19 protein-coding genes are annotated in these 19,399 nt (G+C 57.7%); all 19 read right to left on the bottom strand.

What is annotated here, in order from left to right; translation table 11 throughout:
- Positions 1-9: 9 nt before the first annotated feature.
- Complete coding sequence (gene glpD, locus HKX41_06555) at positions 10-1,569, bottom strand: glycerol-3-phosphate dehydrogenase (GenBank protein ID NNC23815.1); 1,560 nt, start codon at positions 1,567-1,569, stop codon at positions 10-12.
- Positions 1,570-1,653: 84 nt separating this feature from the next.
- Complete coding sequence (locus tag HKX41_06560; protein ID NNC23816.1) at positions 1,654-2,448, bottom strand: DeoR/GlpR transcriptional regulator; 795 nt, start codon at positions 2,446-2,448, stop codon at positions 1,654-1,656.
- Between the two features lie 397 nt (positions 2,449-2,845).
- On the bottom strand, positions 2,846-4,390 hold the full coding sequence (locus tag HKX41_06565) for a glycerol-3-phosphate dehydrogenase (protein NNC23817.1): 1,545 nt from the start codon (positions 4,388-4,390) through the stop codon (positions 2,846-2,848).
- Positions 4,391-4,420: 30 nt separating this feature from the next.
- On the bottom strand, positions 4,421-5,074 hold the full coding sequence (locus HKX41_06570; protein NNC23818.1) for an L-fuculose-phosphate aldolase: 654 nt from the start codon (positions 5,072-5,074) through the stop codon (positions 4,421-4,423).
- Between the two features lie 34 nt (positions 5,075-5,108).
- On the bottom strand, positions 5,109-6,110 hold the full coding sequence (locus tag HKX41_06575) for a 2-hydroxyacid dehydrogenase (GenBank protein NNC23819.1): 1,002 nt from the start codon (positions 6,108-6,110) through the stop codon (positions 5,109-5,111).
- Positions 6,111-6,142: 32 nt separating this feature from the next.
- The gene (locus tag HKX41_06580; GenBank protein NNC23820.1) at positions 6,143-7,726 is read right to left on the bottom strand and encodes a carbohydrate kinase; all 1,584 of its coding nucleotides are present in this window, start codon (positions 7,724-7,726) and stop codon (positions 6,143-6,145) included.
- The gene (locus HKX41_06585; GenBank protein NNC23821.1) at positions 7,723-8,895 is read right to left on the bottom strand and encodes an ABC transporter ATP-binding protein; all 1,173 of its coding nucleotides are present in this window, start codon (positions 8,893-8,895) and stop codon (positions 7,723-7,725) included. The genes HKX41_06580 and HKX41_06585 overlap by 4 nt, the downstream gene beginning before the upstream one ends.
- A gap of 13 nt (positions 8,896-8,908) precedes the next feature.
- A complete protein-coding gene (locus HKX41_06590; GenBank protein ID NNC23822.1) occupies positions 8,909-9,997 on the bottom strand; it encodes an ABC transporter ATP-binding protein in 1,089 nt (362 codons plus the stop codon).
- A 7-nt stretch (positions 9,998-10,004) separates the two neighbouring features.
- Positions 10,005-10,862 (bottom strand): carbohydrate ABC transporter permease, encoded by an 858-nt coding sequence (locus HKX41_06595; GenBank protein ID NNC23823.1) that lies wholly within the window; start codon positions 10,860-10,862, stop codon positions 10,005-10,007.
- 9 nt (positions 10,863-10,871) lie between these two features.
- The gene (locus HKX41_06600) at positions 10,872-11,792 is read right to left on the bottom strand and encodes a sugar ABC transporter permease (protein NNC23824.1); all 921 of its coding nucleotides are present in this window, start codon (positions 11,790-11,792) and stop codon (positions 10,872-10,874) included.
- 12 nt (positions 11,793-11,804) lie between these two features.
- Complete coding sequence (locus tag HKX41_06605; protein NNC23825.1) at positions 11,805-13,208, bottom strand: extracellular solute-binding protein; 1,404 nt, start codon at positions 13,206-13,208, stop codon at positions 11,805-11,807.
- A gap of 32 nt (positions 13,209-13,240) precedes the next feature.
- Complete coding sequence (locus HKX41_06610; protein ID NNC23826.1) at positions 13,241-14,275, bottom strand: sugar-binding transcriptional regulator; 1,035 nt, start codon at positions 14,273-14,275, stop codon at positions 13,241-13,243.
- A 429-nt stretch (positions 14,276-14,704) separates the two neighbouring features.
- Complete coding sequence (gfa, locus tag HKX41_06615; protein ID NNC23827.1) at positions 14,705-15,268, bottom strand: S-(hydroxymethyl)glutathione synthase; 564 nt, start codon at positions 15,266-15,268, stop codon at positions 14,705-14,707.
- Positions 15,269-15,326: 58 nt separating this feature from the next.
- Positions 15,327-16,196 carry an S-formylglutathione hydrolase gene (fghA, locus tag HKX41_06620; protein NNC23828.1) on the bottom strand — a complete coding sequence of 290 codons (870 nt, stop codon included), beginning with the start codon at positions 16,194-16,196 and terminating at the stop codon, positions 15,327-15,329.
- A gap of 66 nt (positions 16,197-16,262) precedes the next feature.
- Positions 16,263-17,372, bottom strand: a complete 1,110-nt coding sequence (locus HKX41_06625) for an S-(hydroxymethyl)glutathione dehydrogenase/class III alcohol dehydrogenase (protein ID NNC23829.1) — start codon at positions 17,370-17,372, stop codon at positions 16,263-16,265.
- 355 nt (positions 17,373-17,727) lie between these two features.
- Positions 17,728-18,174 (bottom strand): tRNA (cytidine(34)-2'-O)-methyltransferase, encoded by a 447-nt coding sequence (locus HKX41_06630; GenBank protein ID NNC23830.1) that lies wholly within the window; start codon positions 18,172-18,174, stop codon positions 17,728-17,730.
- 92 nt (positions 18,175-18,266) lie between these two features.
- On the bottom strand, positions 18,267-18,422 hold the full coding sequence (gene rpmG / locus HKX41_06635) for a 50S ribosomal protein L33 (protein ID NNC23831.1): 156 nt from the start codon (positions 18,420-18,422) through the stop codon (positions 18,267-18,269).
- Positions 18,422-18,658 carry a 50S ribosomal protein L28 gene (rpmB, locus tag HKX41_06640; GenBank protein NNC23832.1) on the bottom strand — a complete coding sequence of 79 codons (237 nt, stop codon included), beginning with the start codon at positions 18,656-18,658 and terminating at the stop codon, positions 18,422-18,424. Before rpmB ends, rpmG begins: the two co-directional genes overlap by 1 nt.
- Positions 18,659-18,727: 69 nt before the next feature.
- The gene (gene radC / locus HKX41_06645; protein NNC23833.1) at positions 18,728-19,396 is read right to left on the bottom strand and encodes a DNA repair protein RadC; all 669 of its coding nucleotides are present in this window, start codon (positions 19,394-19,396) and stop codon (positions 18,728-18,730) included.
- Positions 19,397-19,399 lie beyond the last annotated feature (3 nt).

A 19,399-nucleotide genomic window follows, 5' to 3' on the forward strand; every position in this document is an offset into this window, starting at 1 on the left:
CTCCTAACGTTAAGCGCTCAGGCCGGTACGCGATTCGCCGAGGCCAACCGCTGCGAGCGCATCGAGCCGCGCAATCCGATGGCCTGCCAGATAGTCATCAACAGCCTGGATCTGGGCATCACTGAGTCGCAAACCGAGCTTGCCGCGACGCCACAGAATGTCGTCGCTAGTCCGAGCCCATTCGGCGGTAACGAGATAGTCGACCTCGGCCTTATAAAGGTCGGAACCAAAACAACGCCCCAGATCATCGACGCGCTGAGCATCGCCCAGTATTCGATCCATTCGTGTGCCGTAGTTGCGGGCCAGTCGCCAGACCAGTGACGCCGGAAGTGCGCTGTATCGTTTCTTTTGGGCCGCAAGATAGCGTGAAAAATCGCCGCGCGGTATATCCCCACCGGGCAGACTTTGGTCGGAACTCCACGCACTGCCCGTTTGACCGATGTGTGGCGTGAGCTCTTCCAAAGCGTGCTCGGACAGCCGCCTATAAGTAGTCAGCTTGCCGCCAAAAACGGATAACAGCGGAGGCCGATCATGGCCTGCATCGAGATCGAGCACGTAGTCGCGCGTGGTCGTCGAGGCATTGCCACTATGGTCGTCATACAGCGGCCGCACGCCCGAATAGGTCCAAACGACGTCATCCGGACAAATCTGGCGCTCGAAATAGCCGTTGGCGGCCCGGCACAGATAATCAATCTCTTCAGTGCTTGCTTTGGGGTCCCCCGGCGCCTGGTCGTATTCGACATCGGTGGTACCAACCAAAGTGAAATCTTGCTCATATGGGATCGCAAACACGATCCGGCCGTCGTCCTGCTGAAAAATGTAAGCGTCGTCGTGCTCAAAAAGCCGTGGCACTACGATATGGCTGCCTTTGACCAGACGCACGCCGTTGTTTGTTGGCCGCTCAATGACGTCATTGAACAAACTGGCCACCCAAGGCCCGCTCGCGTTGACAACACCGGTGGCCGTTACGCTCGCCGCCCGGTCGTCGCTTTCGAGATCCACAACCCAGTGATCTTTATCCGCTTGCGCGCGCGTGCATCGTGTCCGCGTGACGACCGTGGCGCCGCGCTCAGCCGCGTCCTGCGCGTTCAGCGCCACGAGACGTGCATCCTGGACCCAGCAGTCGGAATAGATAAAGCCACGCTTAAAACCCGCATTCAATGACACCCCCGCCGGATGCGTCGACAGATTGAGCGCGCCGGAAGCGGGCAGCTTTTCCCGCTTAGCCAGATGGTCGTACAAAAACAAGCCAGCACGGATCATCCAGACCGGCCGCTGTGACCGACTGTGCGGTAACACGAAACGCAGCGGCCAGATGATGTGCGGGGCCATCGCGAGCAATCGCTCGCGTTCTTTCAGCGCTTCCCGCACCAGGCGAAATTCGTAGTTTTCGAGATAGCGTAGGCCGCCGTGTATCAGCTTGGTACTAGCCGATGACGTCTGGCCCGCAAGGTCACCCTGCTCGCACAGCAGGACGTTGAGACCACGGCCCGCGGCATCTCGGGCAATACCCGAACCATTGATACCGCCGCCGATGACGACTAGGTCAAAATGTTGCTTGCTGGACATCGAGGCGCGCCGATAATTTTCATTTACGATCAAATACCTTGTATTTTGAACATTAGCACGCCTATATGCTTTCGCATATCGACTTTAGTCGGAGTCTTGGACGATATGTAGCTCGACCCCCGAACGTTCGAGTACCGCGCGCAGTTGCTCTGGTGGTGGCGCATCCGTGAAAAAGGCGTCGACATCAGCCACCGAGCCCGCCCGCACAAGGGCGCCTCGGCCATATTTAGTGCTATCGGCAAGCAGATAAACCTGCCGCGCGTTGGCCATAATCGTACGCAGCACGCGCACCTCGCGATGGTCGAAATCGTACAGCGTGCCGTCGAAATCAATGCCGGAGATACTCATCAGGGCGTAGTCAACGCGAAAGTTGTCGAAAAAATCGACCGCGGACTCGCCGGTAACGCCGGCATCCAAAGACCGCATAACGCCACTGGCCACCATTACGTCCAATTCCTCGTTACCACTTAGTGATACCGCCACCCGCAAATTGTTGGTAATCAGTCGGAGTCGGCTGCGGCGTGCCAAACAGGCACCGACCTGCTCCATCGTGGTGCCAAGCGTCAGAAAGGCCGACGCTTGATCAGGCAAGCGCGCGACCACGTCTTCGGCAATCCGCCTTTTGCCATCGACGTTAATGACCTGGCGCATCGCAAGCTCGGTATTTTCGATCGTTGACGGCGGCGTGGCGCCACCGTGGTGCCGACGCAGGCGGCCGGTTTCGGCCAACGCGTTGATATCGCGACGTACTGTCTGTGTCGTGACGCCGAACTCACGCGCTAATGTCTCGACCGCGACATAGCCGCTCTCCTGCGCTCGGGCAACAATACGGTCCTGGCGATCGGTCACCTTGGCGATCGGATAGCTTACTCGCTCCATTCGAGACTCCCTATGCACGGCCAGAAACATTGGTTTCCACCGAGCCGATTTTCAAAAATGAAAAATATGCCGCCGCATCACTATCGCCGAGAACGGCCACACGGGAAACCCGATAGTCGATTTTTCATACGAATGTCGTAGGCGCAATAATCGAACGCCCCTAATAGGGTTGCCGAGCCCGTGGCACACCCCGCGCTCGATAACGATCCTGGAGACACCAGCCATTCCGGCGCTCAAGACACATCGCCATCCACACGCAATCGCGACTTGTGCGCGCCAACGCTAGGCAAGCGATCGGCGCCGATGCAACCGGGTTCAATCAGTTCAGACGGTCAGTCGCAACCAACAACCGAGATTGCACTAAAGCTCGAAGCGCCATCTCGGCGCATGGCACGCCTTATCCAGCCACTTCCACGCCGACGGCGCTCGCCATCCATGCCCGAAACCGCTCGATTTCCGAAGCTGCCAAATGCAGTCCGAACTTGGTTCGCCGCCAGAGAATGTCATCGGCCGAGCGAGCGTATTCGCGCTCGATACACCAGCGCGCTTCGACCTCATAGAACTGACTACCGAAATGCTCACCTAGATCATTAATACTGTGGCAGCCGGCAAGCATGGCGTCCGTCAATGTACCGTAGCAACGCCCATAGTGCCGTGCGAGCGCTTCGCTCAGCCACGGATAACGTCGACGCAGATCATTGTGGAAAGTTTCGAAATCCGCGTTCGGGATATCGCCGCCTGGCAGGCAGCAATGAGAGGTCCACGCCGCGCCCATTCGCGGTAAATAGCCAGAGAGGCGTTCGAGCGCATGTTCGGCCAGCCGACGGTAGGTCGTGATCTTACCGCCATAGACCGACAGAAGCGGCGCTTTGCCCGCACCGTTGTCGCTGATGTCGAACACATAGTCCCGCGTAACAGCCGATGCATCCTGGTTTTGGTCGTCGTATAACGGGCGCACGCCCGAAAACGTCGAGATAATGTCAGCGCGCGTTTTTTCGTGTTTGAAATGGTGGTTGATGACGTTCAGTAGATAATCGATTTCGGCGTCGTCGATTTCGACATCGGCCGGATCACCCTCGATCGGTATATCGGTTGTACCGATCAGTAATTTATCGCCTTCGTAAGGATTGACGAAGATGACCCGTTTGTCGGTGTGTTGCAGCAGATAGGAGTGGGTGCCTTCGTAGAACTTGGGCAGCACGATATGGCTGCCTTTAACCAGGCGAATCGTCGACTGATGCGTCTGCATGGCCTGATTGAGGAGTTGGTCGACCCACGGGCCGGCGGCGTTGACGAATGCATGCGCGCGGACGATGTGATCGCCCCCGCCATCCTCGCGCGCCAGTGTTATATGCCATTGGTCTCCGACCCGCTCAGCCCCGGTGCAACGCGACTGGGGGAAAAATCGAACGCCGCGATCAACGGCATCGTTGACGTTGAAAAGCACGAGCCGCGCGTCATCCACCCAGCAATCGGAATATTCAAACCCTTTCTTGAATGTGGGCTTTAAAGGGTTGCCTTCAGCATGCCGCCGAAAATCGAGACTTCGACTGCCTGGCAAGGAATTGCCGCCCCCCAGATGGTCATACAGAAAAAGACCGGCACGGATCATCCAGGCTGGGCGAAGGCTTTTCTCGTGTGGCAACACGAAGCGGGTCGGCCAGATTATGTGTGGCGCCATCCGCAGCAATATTTCACGCTCCTTGAGCGCTTCATGAACAAGCCGAAACTCGTAGTTTTCAAGATAACGCAGGCCACCGTGGATCAGTTTGCCACTCCGGGATGACGTGCCTTCACCAATATCGCCTTTTTCACACAGTGCGACCGACAGCCCACGCCCCGCAGCGTCGCGCGCAATGCCGGCGCCATTAACACCGGCGCCCACGACAAGCATGTCGTAAATCGGCGACGCATCGGTCGCCCCATCGCTTTCCGGAAACATAGACTCCGTGTTGTCGTGCATCGCTTTTGCTTAGCTCGCCTCGCGGTTTGGCTGAGCGCCGTAGGTCTTGAATTTTTCGAGCACTTCATCGACCTGGTCGCTTGTCAGCAAGCTCGGACCGCCAAGCTGGAGTGACAGCACATATTGCCGGGCTAACGTTTCGACCTCGACAGCCAGCCACATCGCTTTTTTCATGGTCGGACCGCAGGCAACCATGCCGTGATTCGCCATCAGGCATGCCGAACGATTTTCGAGAGCAGCCAAAACGGCTTCAGATAGCGCCTGTGTACCAAACGTCTGATAATCCGCGCACGGAATGGAATCACCGCCGGCCGCTGCGATCATATAGTGCATCGCCGGGATTTCCATATGACGAATCGCCAGTGCGGTGCAGTAAGGCGGGTGATTGTGGACCACGGCATTGGCATCCGGCCGTCCCTGCAGGATGGCCATATGGAAACGCCATTCGCTCGACGGGTTGAGTTTGCCTTCCGTCGATCCGTCCGGGTGGACGAACACAACGTCGTCGGGTTGCAGCTCGTTGTACGGCACGCCACTCGGCGATATCAGCATGCCGTCGTCGTGGCGGATACTGATGTTGCCGGATGTCCCCTGGTTGAGGCCGTTGTCATTCATCTCGATGCAATGATCGATGACGGTCTGGCGTTTTTCCTGCTCGTTCATAGCTTGCTCCGTTGAATGGTGAGTGAAATATCTATCAGGACACCGGATTGCGCGGTGCATCGCGCCGCAGATAACGACCGACTTCGTCGGCCAGCATGGCGGCGGATCGCTCGACGGTGTCATGTGATGCGCCAGCGATATGTGGCGTTAATACGACGTTATCGAGGTCGGTTAACGGGCTCTCGGCTGGCAGCGGCTCAATATCGAATGTATCCAGCGCAGCGCCGGCCAGCCGCCCACTGCCAAGAGCACGGGCGAGCGCATCTTGATCGACTAGATCACCACGCGTGGTGTTGATCAGATAGGCGCCGTGGCGCATGGCGGTAATTTCGCGAGCGCCAAGCAAACGCCGGTGATCGGCCGGCGGACGGGCATGCAGAGAGACAATGTCGGCCTCGGCGATAAGCGTATCGAAATCGACTTGCCGGGCGGGCGTATCGTCGGCGATCTGAACGACCGGATCGCATACCAACACACGCGCTCCGAACGGAGCGAGTAGCGCCGGCAGCAATGACCCGATCCGGCCATAACCGATAATCCCCACAGTCAACTGCCGGAGCTCTGGACCCGCTTGGTCAGCACGGTAGAGATCGCCGCGCCAGCGCCCGTCCGTAAACAGCGCGTGATGACCGACTGCCACCCGCCGCGTTGCCGCCAAAATCAAGCCGACCGTGAATTCAGCCACTGCCGTGCTGTTCCGCCCCGGCGCATTAACCAGCCGCACGTTGTATCGCCTGGCCGCGGCCGTATCGACATTGACCGGCCCACCACGCGCCACACCCAGAAATTCGAGCTGAGGATTGGCTTTGAAAACCGCCTCGCCAACAGGCGCCAGATGGACCAGCGCCAATTCGGCATCGACCAACGCCTCGGCGACCGCTGCCTGGGTGCCGACATACTCGGCCAATCCGCTTTCGGCTGTGCCGTCGCCGGACTGGCGCATGGGGTCGTCCGGCCAGTCGAGGGTGACCGTGCGAATCACCAAATCCGGATTCACGCGCGCGGCCAACGCCTCGGCGAAACGCCCCGGCTGCATGAAATGGTCGCCAATGATGGTCACCACCCGGCTCACACGGCCACCTGCCGTTGTGCCGACCGAAGTTCTTGCCAGAATGGCCGCATATTGCGATAACCACTTCGGTAAGCATCGAACATCGGCGCATAGCGCGCGGCGAGATCCGCCTGCGGCGTCTGTGTCGAGCCTAGATACGGTGTAACCCAATCGGCACTAGCGCGATCAAGATCCGCATAATGTCCGAGCGATAATCCGGCCACGATCGCTGCCCCTGCCGCACCGGTTTCCTCGCGCTCGATACAGCGCACCGGCCGATCGCAGATAGCAGCAAGAATGTGTCGACACGTAGCGCTCCGGGCGAAACCACCAGTCAGCCGGATTTCATCCGGCAGCGGGCCCATCGCCTCGTAACAGTCGCGGGCCGCGAACGCGATCGCTTCATAAATCGCGCGCAACATATCGATGATCGATACATCCTCATGCAGTCCGAGGAATTGAGCGCGCGCCGAGGGGTCGACAAAGGGGCCGCGCTCGCCGGTCGCGTAGATAAACGGATGATAAACAAGCTGCGCCGGCTCGGCTGCCATCACGTGTTCATCGAGCATCGCCAGGAGTTGCTCTGGATGCTGGTGTGCTCGGTTGCCATCGATAAGCTCGGCAAACCCGTGCAAGGCGCTAATGAACCAATCGATATTCAGCGATGCCGCCATGTTGGACACGATTTTCAGCCAGCTACCGCGCTGTGCGAACGGCTCGATATAGCCCGCGGGATCGGTCGGCTGACCGTCCAACCCTGCATCGGCCAGAGAAGGCATCACCCGCATATGCGCGCCGGTGCTACCAAGCGTCGAGCAGCCGACTGACGCCTGGCCGGCGTAGACACCACCGCCAAGACCACTACATTGAATATCGATGGGCGCCAGCACGACCGGCACACCAGCTTTCAAGCCAGCGGCGCGCGCAGCCTCCGCCGTGAGCGGTGCATGATGGTGCCGACCGTCGACAACCGGTGGTAATAATCGATGGTAATCGGTCAATCCGGTCACTTCGAGCAGTTCGTCGCTATAGTCACCGGTGCGAATATCGCCGAAAGTAAGAAGCATCTCGGTCAGGTCGGTGACCCGCTCACCAGTGAGCTTGAAATAGAGCCAATCCTTGCAGTGAAAGACCGTTTCGCCACGTTCGAGTAACTCGGGGCGATGGCATGCGAGCCACTTCAGGTGGGCGCACTGATTGGCCGGATTCAAACCGGTGCCCGCCAGGCGCCAGTACGCGTCAGCGACGCCGTGTGCCCGCCAGTCCGTGACAGTATCCACGGTGCGGCTATCCAGCCACAGCCAACTCGGCATGACCGGCTCGCCGCCGGCATCAATCAGCCAGGTACCATCTCCCTGGCCCGTTACTGAAATCGCGACCGTGCGATCGGCAAGCCGATCGACCCGCTCGCCTAGTTTTATTAATGTCGCCGCGGTTTCCGACCAAGTCTGGTTGGCGTCCTGCTCGACCCCGCCCCCAGCGACGGTCGTATAGTGATTCGGTCGCGACGCACAGCCGACCTGCTTACCCTCGATATCGAACGCGACCGCTTTGATAACGGACGTGCCGGCGTCGACACCGATGACTAACTCATCACTCATGCCACAGACTGGCCCGCACTGTCGTGCTCAGTCGAGCCGTGGAATAGAGCTTCCGTGGTCTCGCTGTCGAAGATATGCAGGTGCTCGGGCGGCAGGCGTATGAACGCGTTGTCATTCGCTGATAAACCGACCGGCTCCGAGGTTACACAGATCAGTTGACGTCCGGCTGTCGTCAGCGCTAGATGCGCCTGATCCCCGAGCCACTGATTGGTCACCACCGACACCGGAATGGCACCCGGCTCATCGGCTTCGCAGAAGGCCATGGAGTGCGCACGAATGCCGAGATGCAATTCCCGACCCACAGTCAGCGTCTGTTTCATGGCCGGTGTCAGCACCGTTTCAGGCAGCGTAAAACCGAACGCCTCGTCTTGATCATCGCTGTGGATCGCCAGATAAACGCCCAATTCGGCCGACCCAACGCGCGCTTGAAGTATATTCATCGGCGGCTCGCCGATAAACGATCCCACGAAGAGGTTGTTCGGCCGCGATTCAAGCTCGAAAGGCGTCCCGTATTGCTGCAAAACGCCACCTTCCATCACGGCAACTCGATCGGCGAGCGCCATGGCTTCTGTCTGGTCATGGGTGACGAAAACCGACGTCACACCGCGGTTGACCAAATATTCCTTAACCCGGACGCGCAATTGCGCCCGCAGACGTGGCTCGAGCTGCGACATTGGTTCGTCGAGCAGATACACCTCGGGATGGCGAAGCAAGGCACGGCAAAGACTTACCCGCTGCGCCTGCCCGCCGGATAGCCCCAGCGGTTTGCGAGCGAGAATATTGTCGATCTCCAGCAACTCGGCGATATAGTTGACCTGCTTGCGCACCTCACCGGCGCTGAAACCTTTCTGGCCGCGAATGGCGAAGGCGATGTTGTCGTAGACCGTCAGCGGCGGATACAGTGCGTAGCCTTCAAACGCCATGGCCACACCGCGCCTGCCGGGCGCGACACCGTTCAGAGTCCGGTCTCCCAGCTTGACGGTGCCCGACGTGATCGATTCGAAGCCAGCAATCATCCGAAGCGTAGAGGTTTTACCACAGCCCGACGAGCCGAGCAGTCCGATGATTTCCCCGCTCTCGGCAAAAAGGGAAACATTGTCGACCGCATGCACCCCGTGCTTGCCGGGGTTATAAACTTTATTCAGCTGCTCGAGATTCAGAGATGCCATAGAACGGCCTTGCTTAGGAGGCGGCCGGGAAATAGACCGCGTTGGACAGATCCACGCGGGCCCAAACTTTGGTGTTTTTCTTGGAGGCCGTGGACTCATCGAGTGCCCATTCAGAACCGGTGACCGCCAGTCCGTTGTCGTGGACCAACCGGGTGGCAGTTCGTACGTTCAGCGGCAGTGTGGTCTCGAGCAGAAAGGCGACGGTGTTGTCGGCCTGCTCATCGACAATCTGCACATCCTCGGGCCGGATGCCGACCCGACAGTCGCTATCCACAAGCGAGTCCGGGCAACTAGGCGCTGGCAGCTCGGTATCGCCGATACAGACGTTCACGTGACCATCGCCGCCACGTGTCGGGCGGACATCGAGCAAATTGATCGGCGGGTCACCAAACAACTCGGCGACGTCAGCATCGGCCGGCGCATCGTAGACTGTCGACGGCGTATCGATTTGATGGAGCGTGCCATCGTCGAGCAGCACCGCCACTCGGTCGCCCAATGCCATGGCTTCCTTGAAATCCTGGGTCACATACAACAGCGTGGCGTTGAACTCGGCGATCACGCGGGGCAACTCTAGCCGCATCTCGTAACGTAGCTTGGCGTCGACGTTTCGCAGGGGATCGTCGAGCAACACGATATCGGCCTCGGGCACCAAGGCGCGGGCCAGTGCCGTACGCTGCTTCTGACCGTTGGACAATGCCCCCGGGTTGTGCGACAGCACATGCTCGATTTTCAACATCGAAGCAGTCGCCCGCACTCTGCGATCAATTTCGTTGCGACCGAAGCCCTTTTGTTTCAGCGGCGAGGCTATGTTGTCGAACGCACTCATGTGCGGATACAACGCGAACGTCTGAAATGCCATGGCGACACCGCGATGTTCGGGCTCGAGTCGCGTGGCATCTTGGCCATTGATCGCGATCGACCCCGAGTCAGGCACCATGTTGCCGGCGATCAGCTTAAGCAGCGTGGTTTTGCCGCTACCCGATGGACCAAATATCACGACTGACTCACCGCGACGCACAGCCAGTGACAGATCACGGATTACAGACGCACCGCCGAAAGCAATGTTCAAGTCGGTCAGTTCGAGGTGGGATTGCTGACTCATTGGCTTTCTAACCCTTCGTGGCGCCGACCGCCAAGCCCTCGACCAGATGCTTCTGGGCGTATAAGGCGATCAATAGCGTCGGCATAATCGAGATCACCAAACCGGCTGCAATGGCGCCGTAATTAATGCCCGATGACGTAATGAACGATAATGTGGCGACCGTGACCGGCTGGGTATCCTTGGACGCCAACACAAGCGCAAAAATGAAGTTGTTCCATGCGTAGATGAAGGTCAAAAGACCGGCAGCCGCGATACCGGGCCGGGCCAGTGGCAGCGCGATTCGGAAAAAGGTTTGCCACCAGTTATGGCCATCGAGCCGATAAGCCGATTCCAAATCGGGGCTGATCTGCTCGAAATAGCCGCGAGTCACCCAGAGCACCAGCGGTACAGTCAGCAGGAAATAAACCCAAATCAGACTCCAGTACTGGTTATCGATGCCAAGCGCGTTGAATTCACGGGTCAGCGGAATCAGCACGAGAAGCGGCGGTGCGAAGCGTACACTCAGGATCGTGAACGACATATTGTCGCTGCCGCGAAACTTGTAGCGTGCAAAGGCGTAACTCGCCGGCACCGCAAGAATAAGCGCACCGAGCGTAGAACCCGCCGCCAGAATGAAACTATTCAACATGCTGGGCAGAAACTGAACCGACAGCGACCCAGTCGAGGTTGAAAGATTGCCGGAAAACAGCGCCCGATAGTTGTCGATAGTCGGCGAAAACGTGAAATGCGGCGGAAACGACAACACCGTTTCGTTCGTCATGAAGGACATGGCGCCGATCCAGTAGATCGGAAAAAGAAAAAACAAAACGATGACGAGACGCAGCAACGCAGAGCCCCACCATTTCGGATCTTTTAGGTGCGACATGGACTACTCCTACGCCTTGGTCTGACGATCGCGATATTTGATCGCGAAAAAGCTCAGGGTGTAGGTGATCACCCAAAGTACGAACAGGATTGCTGCGGACTTGCCGAGACTGGTGTAGGTGAACGCTTCCAAATAGGCGCGCACCTGAAACAGGTTCAAAGCGTCGCCGGGGCCACCACGCGTCAATCCGAACGGAATTGGAAACTGCTGGATACTGTCGAACATATGAAAGACAACCGCAGTAATTATGTAAGGCCGCAACATCGGGAGCGTAATGCGGAAAAACACAAAGCTACGCGGCACACCATCGAGTTCAGCAGCTTCGAACGGCTCGGTCGGCAGCCCCCGTAGCCCGGCCAGAAGCAATACCATGAAAAAGGGTGTGAACACCCAAATATCGACAAGAACGGCTGTAAACATGGCCCAATTCGGATCCGACGCCCATCCGAAGTTATATATGCCAATCCATTGCAGAAAATAATTCAGCACACCGAAGTTGGAATTGGTCATCAACTTCCACATCAGCGCAGCGATCACGGGGGCCACCATGAACGGCAGGATAAGCAGCACACTCAGTATGTTATTGACCAGTGTGCGCCTCGCCAGCGCCATGGCGACAATCAGTCCTAAAATGGTTTCCAGACCCACCGTCGCGACGACGTAAATCATGCTGATATAAACGGTGTGCCAAAACTCGGAGCTCGTGAACAGGTCGACGTAGTTGCCAAACCAGATAAAGTGCGTCAGCGACGGAATCGCCAGGTTGTACTGGAGCATCGAGTAATAGACCGCCGTACCGAACGGTATGACGACGCCGATTACCGCGAATAGAGCCGGCAGACTCAGGATGTACGGCGCCCAATCGCTCGAGCGCCGTACCCGAGTCTGTCCCGCGGACCGCACAGCGGCCTGGATGGGGCTTGGGTTCATCTTATTGTGCCGCTAGCGGTTGAGAGGCTTAATCTGGTGGTCAATCTTTTCGGCCAATTGATCGAGGCCTTCGTCGACCGAAATCTCGCTGTTGTACATTTTCTGAAGCGCCGCGGCCCACTGCGTCGTGACGTTGAAAAACAATGGCTGCGGCGTGAATTGAATCTTAGCGTTCGGAACCGTTTTCTTGTATGTATCGGAAAAACTCGGGAAATCGCTTTTGAGCCGATTCTGATACTTCTCATCTTCAAAAACCGCTTTCCGAACCGGATCAACCTGTTTCTTTTCGGTAGCACCAAAAGTCTGTTCCTTGGGACCGGTGGCCCATTGCAGGAAATACCAGGCCGCATCCTTGTTCTGGGAGAAACTGCTCATCGCGAGCGCCCAGATCCATATGTTGGAATCCGGATGGTCAGTGTCGGGATTGGGGGCAAACGACTCATAAGCGATGTTGCCGGCTTGCTTGGTGCCATGCTGCTGAAAAAAGCCGATGATATCGGCGTCATAGATCATCGCGGCTTTGCCGGCGCCGAGTGCTTGCCCGACTTCGTACCAGGTATAGCTGGTCCAGTCAGACGGACCGAACTGCTGCTCCATGTCGATCCACATCTTGGTCCACTTTTTGCAAGCTTCGCTGTTGACCGCGCTCTTGAGCTTGCCGTCGTCCATGACGAAATCGCTGCCGCCATAGTTGGCCAGCCCGGACATATAACCAGAGTGGATCGTGGCCCAGCTACGGCTGCCACGAGTCGCGATGGGGAAACCGTTGCCCATGTCCTTTTTGAGCTTGGCACTTTTATCCAAAAGATCCGGCATATCCTCTGGCGGTTTAATACCGGCACTGTCGAACATTTTCTGGTTGTAGGACATGCTGTAGAGTTCGTGCGCCATTGGCACCGCCCACTGGTGCGAGTCCAGCCCACCCAAGGGATCGCCAATGTTGCCGCTCCAGGCCAGCGCGTAACGGATATTCGATTGGACGTCACGCCAGTTGTAGGTATCCGCGGTCTTGTTGGAATCCGACAGATAGGGGTTGAGATCAACGGTGTAACCCGCTGGCCCGTATTGCCAAAGCTGGTAAGCACCGGTCATGAACACGTCGTACTCGGACGATCCGGCCGACATCGCCGCCGTCACCTTTTGAAAATAGACGTCTTCAGGAAAAATGTCGTATTCAACATCGATACCGGTCAGCTTCTTGAAATTTTCCAGATAGGCGATGACCGCATTCGCGTACGGATGTTTATTCAAGAGCAACTTGATTTTGGTGCCCTTGTGCTTCTTCCAGTCAAAGTTGGTATCGGCCAAAGCTGCGGTAGCCAGGGTGTTGGCGAACATGCCAGAACCCATTGCGGCGAGGCTGAGTTTGCCGGTATCGGCCAAAAACTTGCGTCGGTTGACGCCGCCGCTTTTCATGACCTTGTCTAACCATTTGCCGTTTTCGTCACTCATAGATCTTCCTCCAGATTACGGGCGCTTAGCCCGGATTTTCCGCGGCTCACCGCATCATGCCCGTCAGCCTCTGCCGACTCGCAAAGCTGGTCGGCCGCGTTTTCATCCACGATCAGACCGCTCAGTGCGCCGGTATTCAAAACAGCCCGTATCGCATCAATCTTGCCGACGCCGCCGGCAACGGCGACTGTTTCGCGCGCGCGAAGCTCGTCGATAGATAAGCCCAGAATCCGACGATTAAGCTCAACGTCGACCTCATTACCATCGACGTCGACAAATCGACCCACGAGCTCGCCCACGGCGCCGGCATTGGTCAACATTGTTTGCTCATCGCCTGCGAGTAGACCGTGGTCCGCCATGAACATTGGCTGATCCGAACGAATCGCGCCGATCCCCACGCAACACAATTCCGCCTGCCGCGCACGTTCAAGTGCGTCGTGCACACTGCGCTGCTGGATCAACACATCTCTGTCGGCAACACTGTCGGCAATGAATGGCACCGGAATGAAAAATCCAGAGGCATCAATAATGTCCGTAATGCGATGGACGACATCGAACGGATTGATAGCCGACTTGAGCGTGAGGCTACCCATGACCGAAGCGACAGCGAGATTCGGGCGACGCTCACGCGGCAGGCGGCGCGCCATCTCGGCAAGCGACCGCCCCCAGGAAACACCCAGTGTCCGGATGTCGCCGTGGTTCAAACGGTTGGTCAGATAATAAGCTGCAGCCGACCCGAGTGCCGCGACACTGCCATGTGAGCTTGCGTCAGTTTCGACCTCGGGCACTACTGTGCAATGCCCGAGCCCATATTGCGCGGCGATGCGATCGCCCATCTCGATCAATCGCTGTGGCGAATGATCGATGAAGACATGCACATAACCCGACTCGTGTGCCTGGCTGATCAGGCGATTGACCTTGGCACGCGACAATCCGTAACGCTCGGCGATGCTGGCCTGGGTATGGCCGCCGATATACGCCATCCATGCAATCTGGATCGACAGGTCTTTGTTTCGGTCGGACTCGCTCACGTTGCTTATGAAATTTCTTTCGGATGTCGATCAAAATACTACTTCGCGAAGCATGCACGCTCAACCGCTGCATGCGGACATACCACTATTGCCAACGCGTACACATCCGAAAGGATTGGCGTGAGCGAGACGAGCCCCACCCCATCATCCAAACAAAAAACCATTTAAAACAGATCATTATAAGAAATGACGTTGCCGGCAATACTGACGGCGCCAGACACGCCAAGCCCTTGCAGCCTACGACTAATGTTGAATCGTGAGTCGCAGCACGCCTGTGGGTTTGCCGTACGTAGCGAACACACTGAAACAGTCATCCACGTGAACGGGACAGGCACAAAAAAACCCCGCGACAGAAACTGTCACGGGGCGATGCTGACACCACACACAACGACATGACTCGCCGGCGAGCCAACCGGCGCGCCGTCGTGACTACAATACGCCGGCCTGTTTCGCTTTATGCGCCGAAACCATATCCATCAGTTCCGGAGAAAGTGCATCGTACGGCGGCAAATCCAGATTGCGAAGCCGCGTACGCACGGCCTCCATGTCGTCAGGATCCGCGCCAGCCTCGATGATCGACGATACAAAAGCAGCGAACTGTGGTGGCTGCCAGCCGTTTTGCTCCGAGCGCTCGACATGAATGAAATCAAGGCCATAGAACGGGTGGTTCTGGTCCTCGATATGGCCATACATATGCACGCCGCAGTCACGGCAGGCGTGGCGCTTGATCACCGCGCTCGGGGCCACGACTTCGAGGTCATCGGCATTATGCGTAACTGCCACGCTGTCAGCCGGCACCACTGCGACCTCCGAAAACAACGCCCCCTCCGGTTTCCAGCATTGGGTGCAACCACAGATATGGTTATGCGCACACTGGCTAGAGACCTCTACTTTGACCGGATCGCTACACGCGCATTTCAGCGTGCCGCCATCAAAATCTGCGGCGGCCGGCGTCATACCGGCATCAACATCGGGATGGATCGTTACACTCATTTTCAGCCTCCGTTTGGCTTACCAACAAAGCCGTACACGCCACCCCGACGCTGACCGATTACGTATCCGGAAGTGGCTTTTGGTCGAGCTGTTCACGTAAAAACTTCAACTGTTGCTCGATAAAGCTCGCAATAAAGAAGTAACTATGATCGTAGCCCTCACGACGATTGACGACAACGTCAGCGCCAGTTTCACGCGCGGCTTCTTCGATCAAATCGGGCCGCAACTGCTCATCGAGAAAGTTATCGGCCAATCCTTGTTCGACCTGGATCGGTGGCAACGACGCCGCTGCTGGTGCACACCGCAGTAACTCACAGGCATCGTATTGCTGCCAAAGCGCCTGATTATCGCCGAGATACAATGGAAACGCCTGCTGTCCCCACGGCACCGCCGTCGGCGCGCAGACCGGCGAAAACGCGACAATCCCAGCGTAGCGCTCGCCCTCATTGAGGCCAATAGCCAGCGCGCCGTGCCCGCCCATGGAATGGCCAGCAATGGCTTCGCGCCCCATGATCAATTCATGTTCGCCAAAAGCCGCCCCCAACTGGAGCGGCAACTCCTGCACCAGATAGTCGTACATCTGATAGTTCGTCGCCCACGGGTCCTGCGTCGCGTTGACATAGAACGCCGCCCCTTGGCCCAGATCGAACTGATCACGATCGGGCACTTCGGCACCACGCGGGCTGGTATCCGGTGCAACCAGCGCAAGCCCCAATTCCGATGCCGCACGCTGGGCGCCGGCTTTGTTAACGAAGTTCTCGTCAGTACACGTCAAACCTGAGAGCCAATAAACGACCGGTACCCGCTCGGTCGCCACCTGCGGCGGCAGGTATAGCGAAAAGGTCATCTCGCATTGGCACTTGCTGGACTGGTGCTTATAGCGCCGCTGCCAGCCGCCAAACGACTTATGCTCGTCAATCAACTCCATGTGGCGAAGTCCTCGTTATCAACTGTGCCGAAACGCCAAGCGTGCAATATTCTCAGATCCAAAAATTTAAAAGTGGAGGACCGACCGGACCGCCTTGCCTTCGTGCAATAGATCGAAGGCTTCGTTGATTTGATCGAAATCGAGATTGTATGTAATGAAATCGTCGATGTTGATCTTGCCTTCCATGTAGTCGTTGACATAAGCCGGAAGTTGACTGCGCCCCTTGACGCCACCGAACGCCGAGCCACGCCAGACACGACCAGTGACAAGCTGGACTGGCCGCGTTTCGATGGTTTCACCGGCGCCCGCGACACCGATGATCGTCGACTCGCCCCAGCCTTTATGGCAACACTCGAGTGCGGCTCGCATAACATCGGTGCTGCCGATACATTCGAATGAGTAATCGACCCCGCCGTCAGTCTGGTCGATAATCACATCCTGGATCGGGTCGCTGTATTCCTTGGGGTTGATGCATTCGGTCGCGCCCATCTGTTGCGCAAACTCGAACTTGCTCGGGTTGATATCGATACCGATAATGCGACTAGCGCCAATCATGTGCGCGCCCTGAATCACCGACAGACCGATCGCGCCAAGCCCAAACACGGCCACCGTGGCACCCGGCTCGACCTGGGCTGTATTGTAGACCGCGCCAATGCCGGTGGTTACACCGCAGCCGAGCAGGCAAACCTTATCCAATGGCGCGCTCTTACTGACCTTGGCCAGCGAAATCTCAGGCACGACCGTATATTCGGAAAACGTCGACGTCCCCATGTAGTGGTACAGCGTCTCGCCGTTTTTCGACAACCTCGACGTGCCATCCGGCATCAAGCCCTGGCCCTGGGTCCCACGAATCGCACCGCAAAGGTTGGTCTTGCCCGAACGACAGGATTTGCACTCGCCGCACTCGGCGGTATACAGAGGAATCACGTGATCCCCGGGCTCGACCCAAGTTACGCCTTCGCCGACTTCCTCGACAATGCCGCCACCTTCGTGGCCCAGAAGACGCGGGAAAAAACCTTCCGGATCGGCGCCCGAGAGTGTATAAGCGTCGGTATGACAAACGCCGGTCGCCACGATTCGGACCAGCGCCTCACCGGCTTTCGGTGGCGCGACATCGATTTCTTCCAACGTTAGTGGTTTGGCAGCTTCCCAAGCAACTGCGGCGCGCGATTTCATAACTCCTCCCGTGGCTCAATTTTCAACTCGCTCTATGTGAGCCAACTACGCCGGACAGTAGCACTTAGCGACGGTACGGCCTGCGGCCGCGCCGTGTCACATGAGCTTCACGCAGCAGCACACAACGTGTCCGAGAATCAGTTGGACAACAAAATATCGAGATTGTGTTCATCAATTGAAATATGTCTCGAGTATAAGCGGGCATCCGCAGCGCTGTCTAATCGAGAACCGACGCTCATCTTTACAACGGCGACATCCATTGCCGTATGCGTACCACGCAACGGCTTGACGACTACCAGTCGTTGGCTATCCGCCGCTTTGAAAAGCTGCTGAGGTATTTAACGTGATGGCGCGATCAGCAGAAGGAGAGTTGCCGCCAAGCCTCGAACGCGACCACTGAGACACTGTTGCCGAGATTGAGGCTGCGGTTGCCCGGCTGCATGGGAATATAGACGCGGGCCGTGCAATCGGCCGCCACGTCCGCCGGCAATCCGCGGGTTTCGGCGCCGAACAACAGGATATCGTCGTGCCGATAGTCGATGCTGTCGTAGCAGACGTCGCCGTAGCGAGTCAGAGCCCAGACACGCCGGTCGGCCATGGCCGCACGCCAATGATCAATATCCGACCACTCGCAGACATCGACCAGCTCGTGGTAATCGAGACCAGCGCGTCGCAGTCGACTGTCGTCGAGCACAAACCCAAGCGGATGGATCAAATCCAGCGGCGCACCGATGTTGGCGGCCAGCCGAATGACGTTGCCTGTGTTCTGCGGGATCTCCGGGCGGCAAAGAGCTATACGCATTGCCTTGGCAGAGATGGTAGGCGTGGAGGTAACGCGCGAATTAACTCAAAGGCCGGGCCGAATAACGGCCCGTACCGCGCAAGAGTGGTTACTTACTTGATCCGCGTCTCTCGAAACACGACGCGCCGACCCGCTTTGGGATCGTACTTCTTACGCTCGAGTTTATCCGGCGTGTTCCGCTTATTCTTGAACGTGGTATAGAAAAAGCCGGTGTCGGCCGTCGAAACCATCTTGATCTTTTCACGCATTAGATGCTCTCTCCACGGGCTCGAATATCGGCCAGCACATCATCGATACCACGCCGGTCGACGATCCGCAGCCCCTTGGCTGAGACACGAAGCCGCACGAAACGCTTCTCGTTCGGCGACCAGAACCGATGCATATGCAGATTCGGTAGGAAGCGCCGCTTGGTCTTGCGGTTCGAGTGCGAGACGTTACAGCCGGCGGTCGGCTTTTTTCCTGTGACCTGACAGATTTGCGCCATGACTGATATCAGAAAAGCTTGCTAAGCCGCACATTAAACCACGACTTTGTTCACACGCCAACCCCAATGTTAAAGCAGCCCTTGCTCGGCCAGCGAGACACTCGTATCACCCGCAAAAATCAGATGGTCCAGCACCCGAATGTCGACCAACGCTAGTGCATCCACCAGGCGGCGCGTGATGTCACGGTCGGCGCGGCTGGGCTCGGCCACGCCCGACGGATGATTGTGTGCGCAGATGATAGCAGCGGCATTGTGGCCGAGTGCTGTTTTGACCACCTCTCTCGGATACACGGCCGCCCCGTCGATGGTGCCGCGAAACATAGGCTCGAACGCGATCACGCGATGGCGCGTATCCAGAAATACGCACGCAAAGACTTCGTGCTGCATGCCAACCAGCTGGAGCCGCAGGTAATCGCGCGTCGCATCGGGGTCGGTCAGGGCACAGCGTTGGCTGACCTCACTGGCGAGATGGCGTCGGGCCATGGCCAAAACGGCCTGCAACTGCGCGTACTTAGCCGGTCCGAGCCCACTGGTCTGGCAAAAGCGCGCCTGATCGGCGCGTAATAATGCCCCTAGATTGCCGTATTCGGCTAAAAGATCCCGCGCCAGATCAACGGCGCTGAGTCCCGCAACGCCGGTACGCAAGAATATTGCAAGCAACTCGGGATCCGACAACGCGTCGGCCCCGCGTGCCAGCAGCTTTTCGCGCGGCCGCTCGGCCACGGGCCAGTCACTGATTCG

The organism is Salifodinibacter halophilus (assembly GCA_012999515.1).
Lineage (GTDB): Bacteria > Pseudomonadota > Gammaproteobacteria > Nevskiales > Salinisphaeraceae > Salifodinibacter > Salifodinibacter halophilus.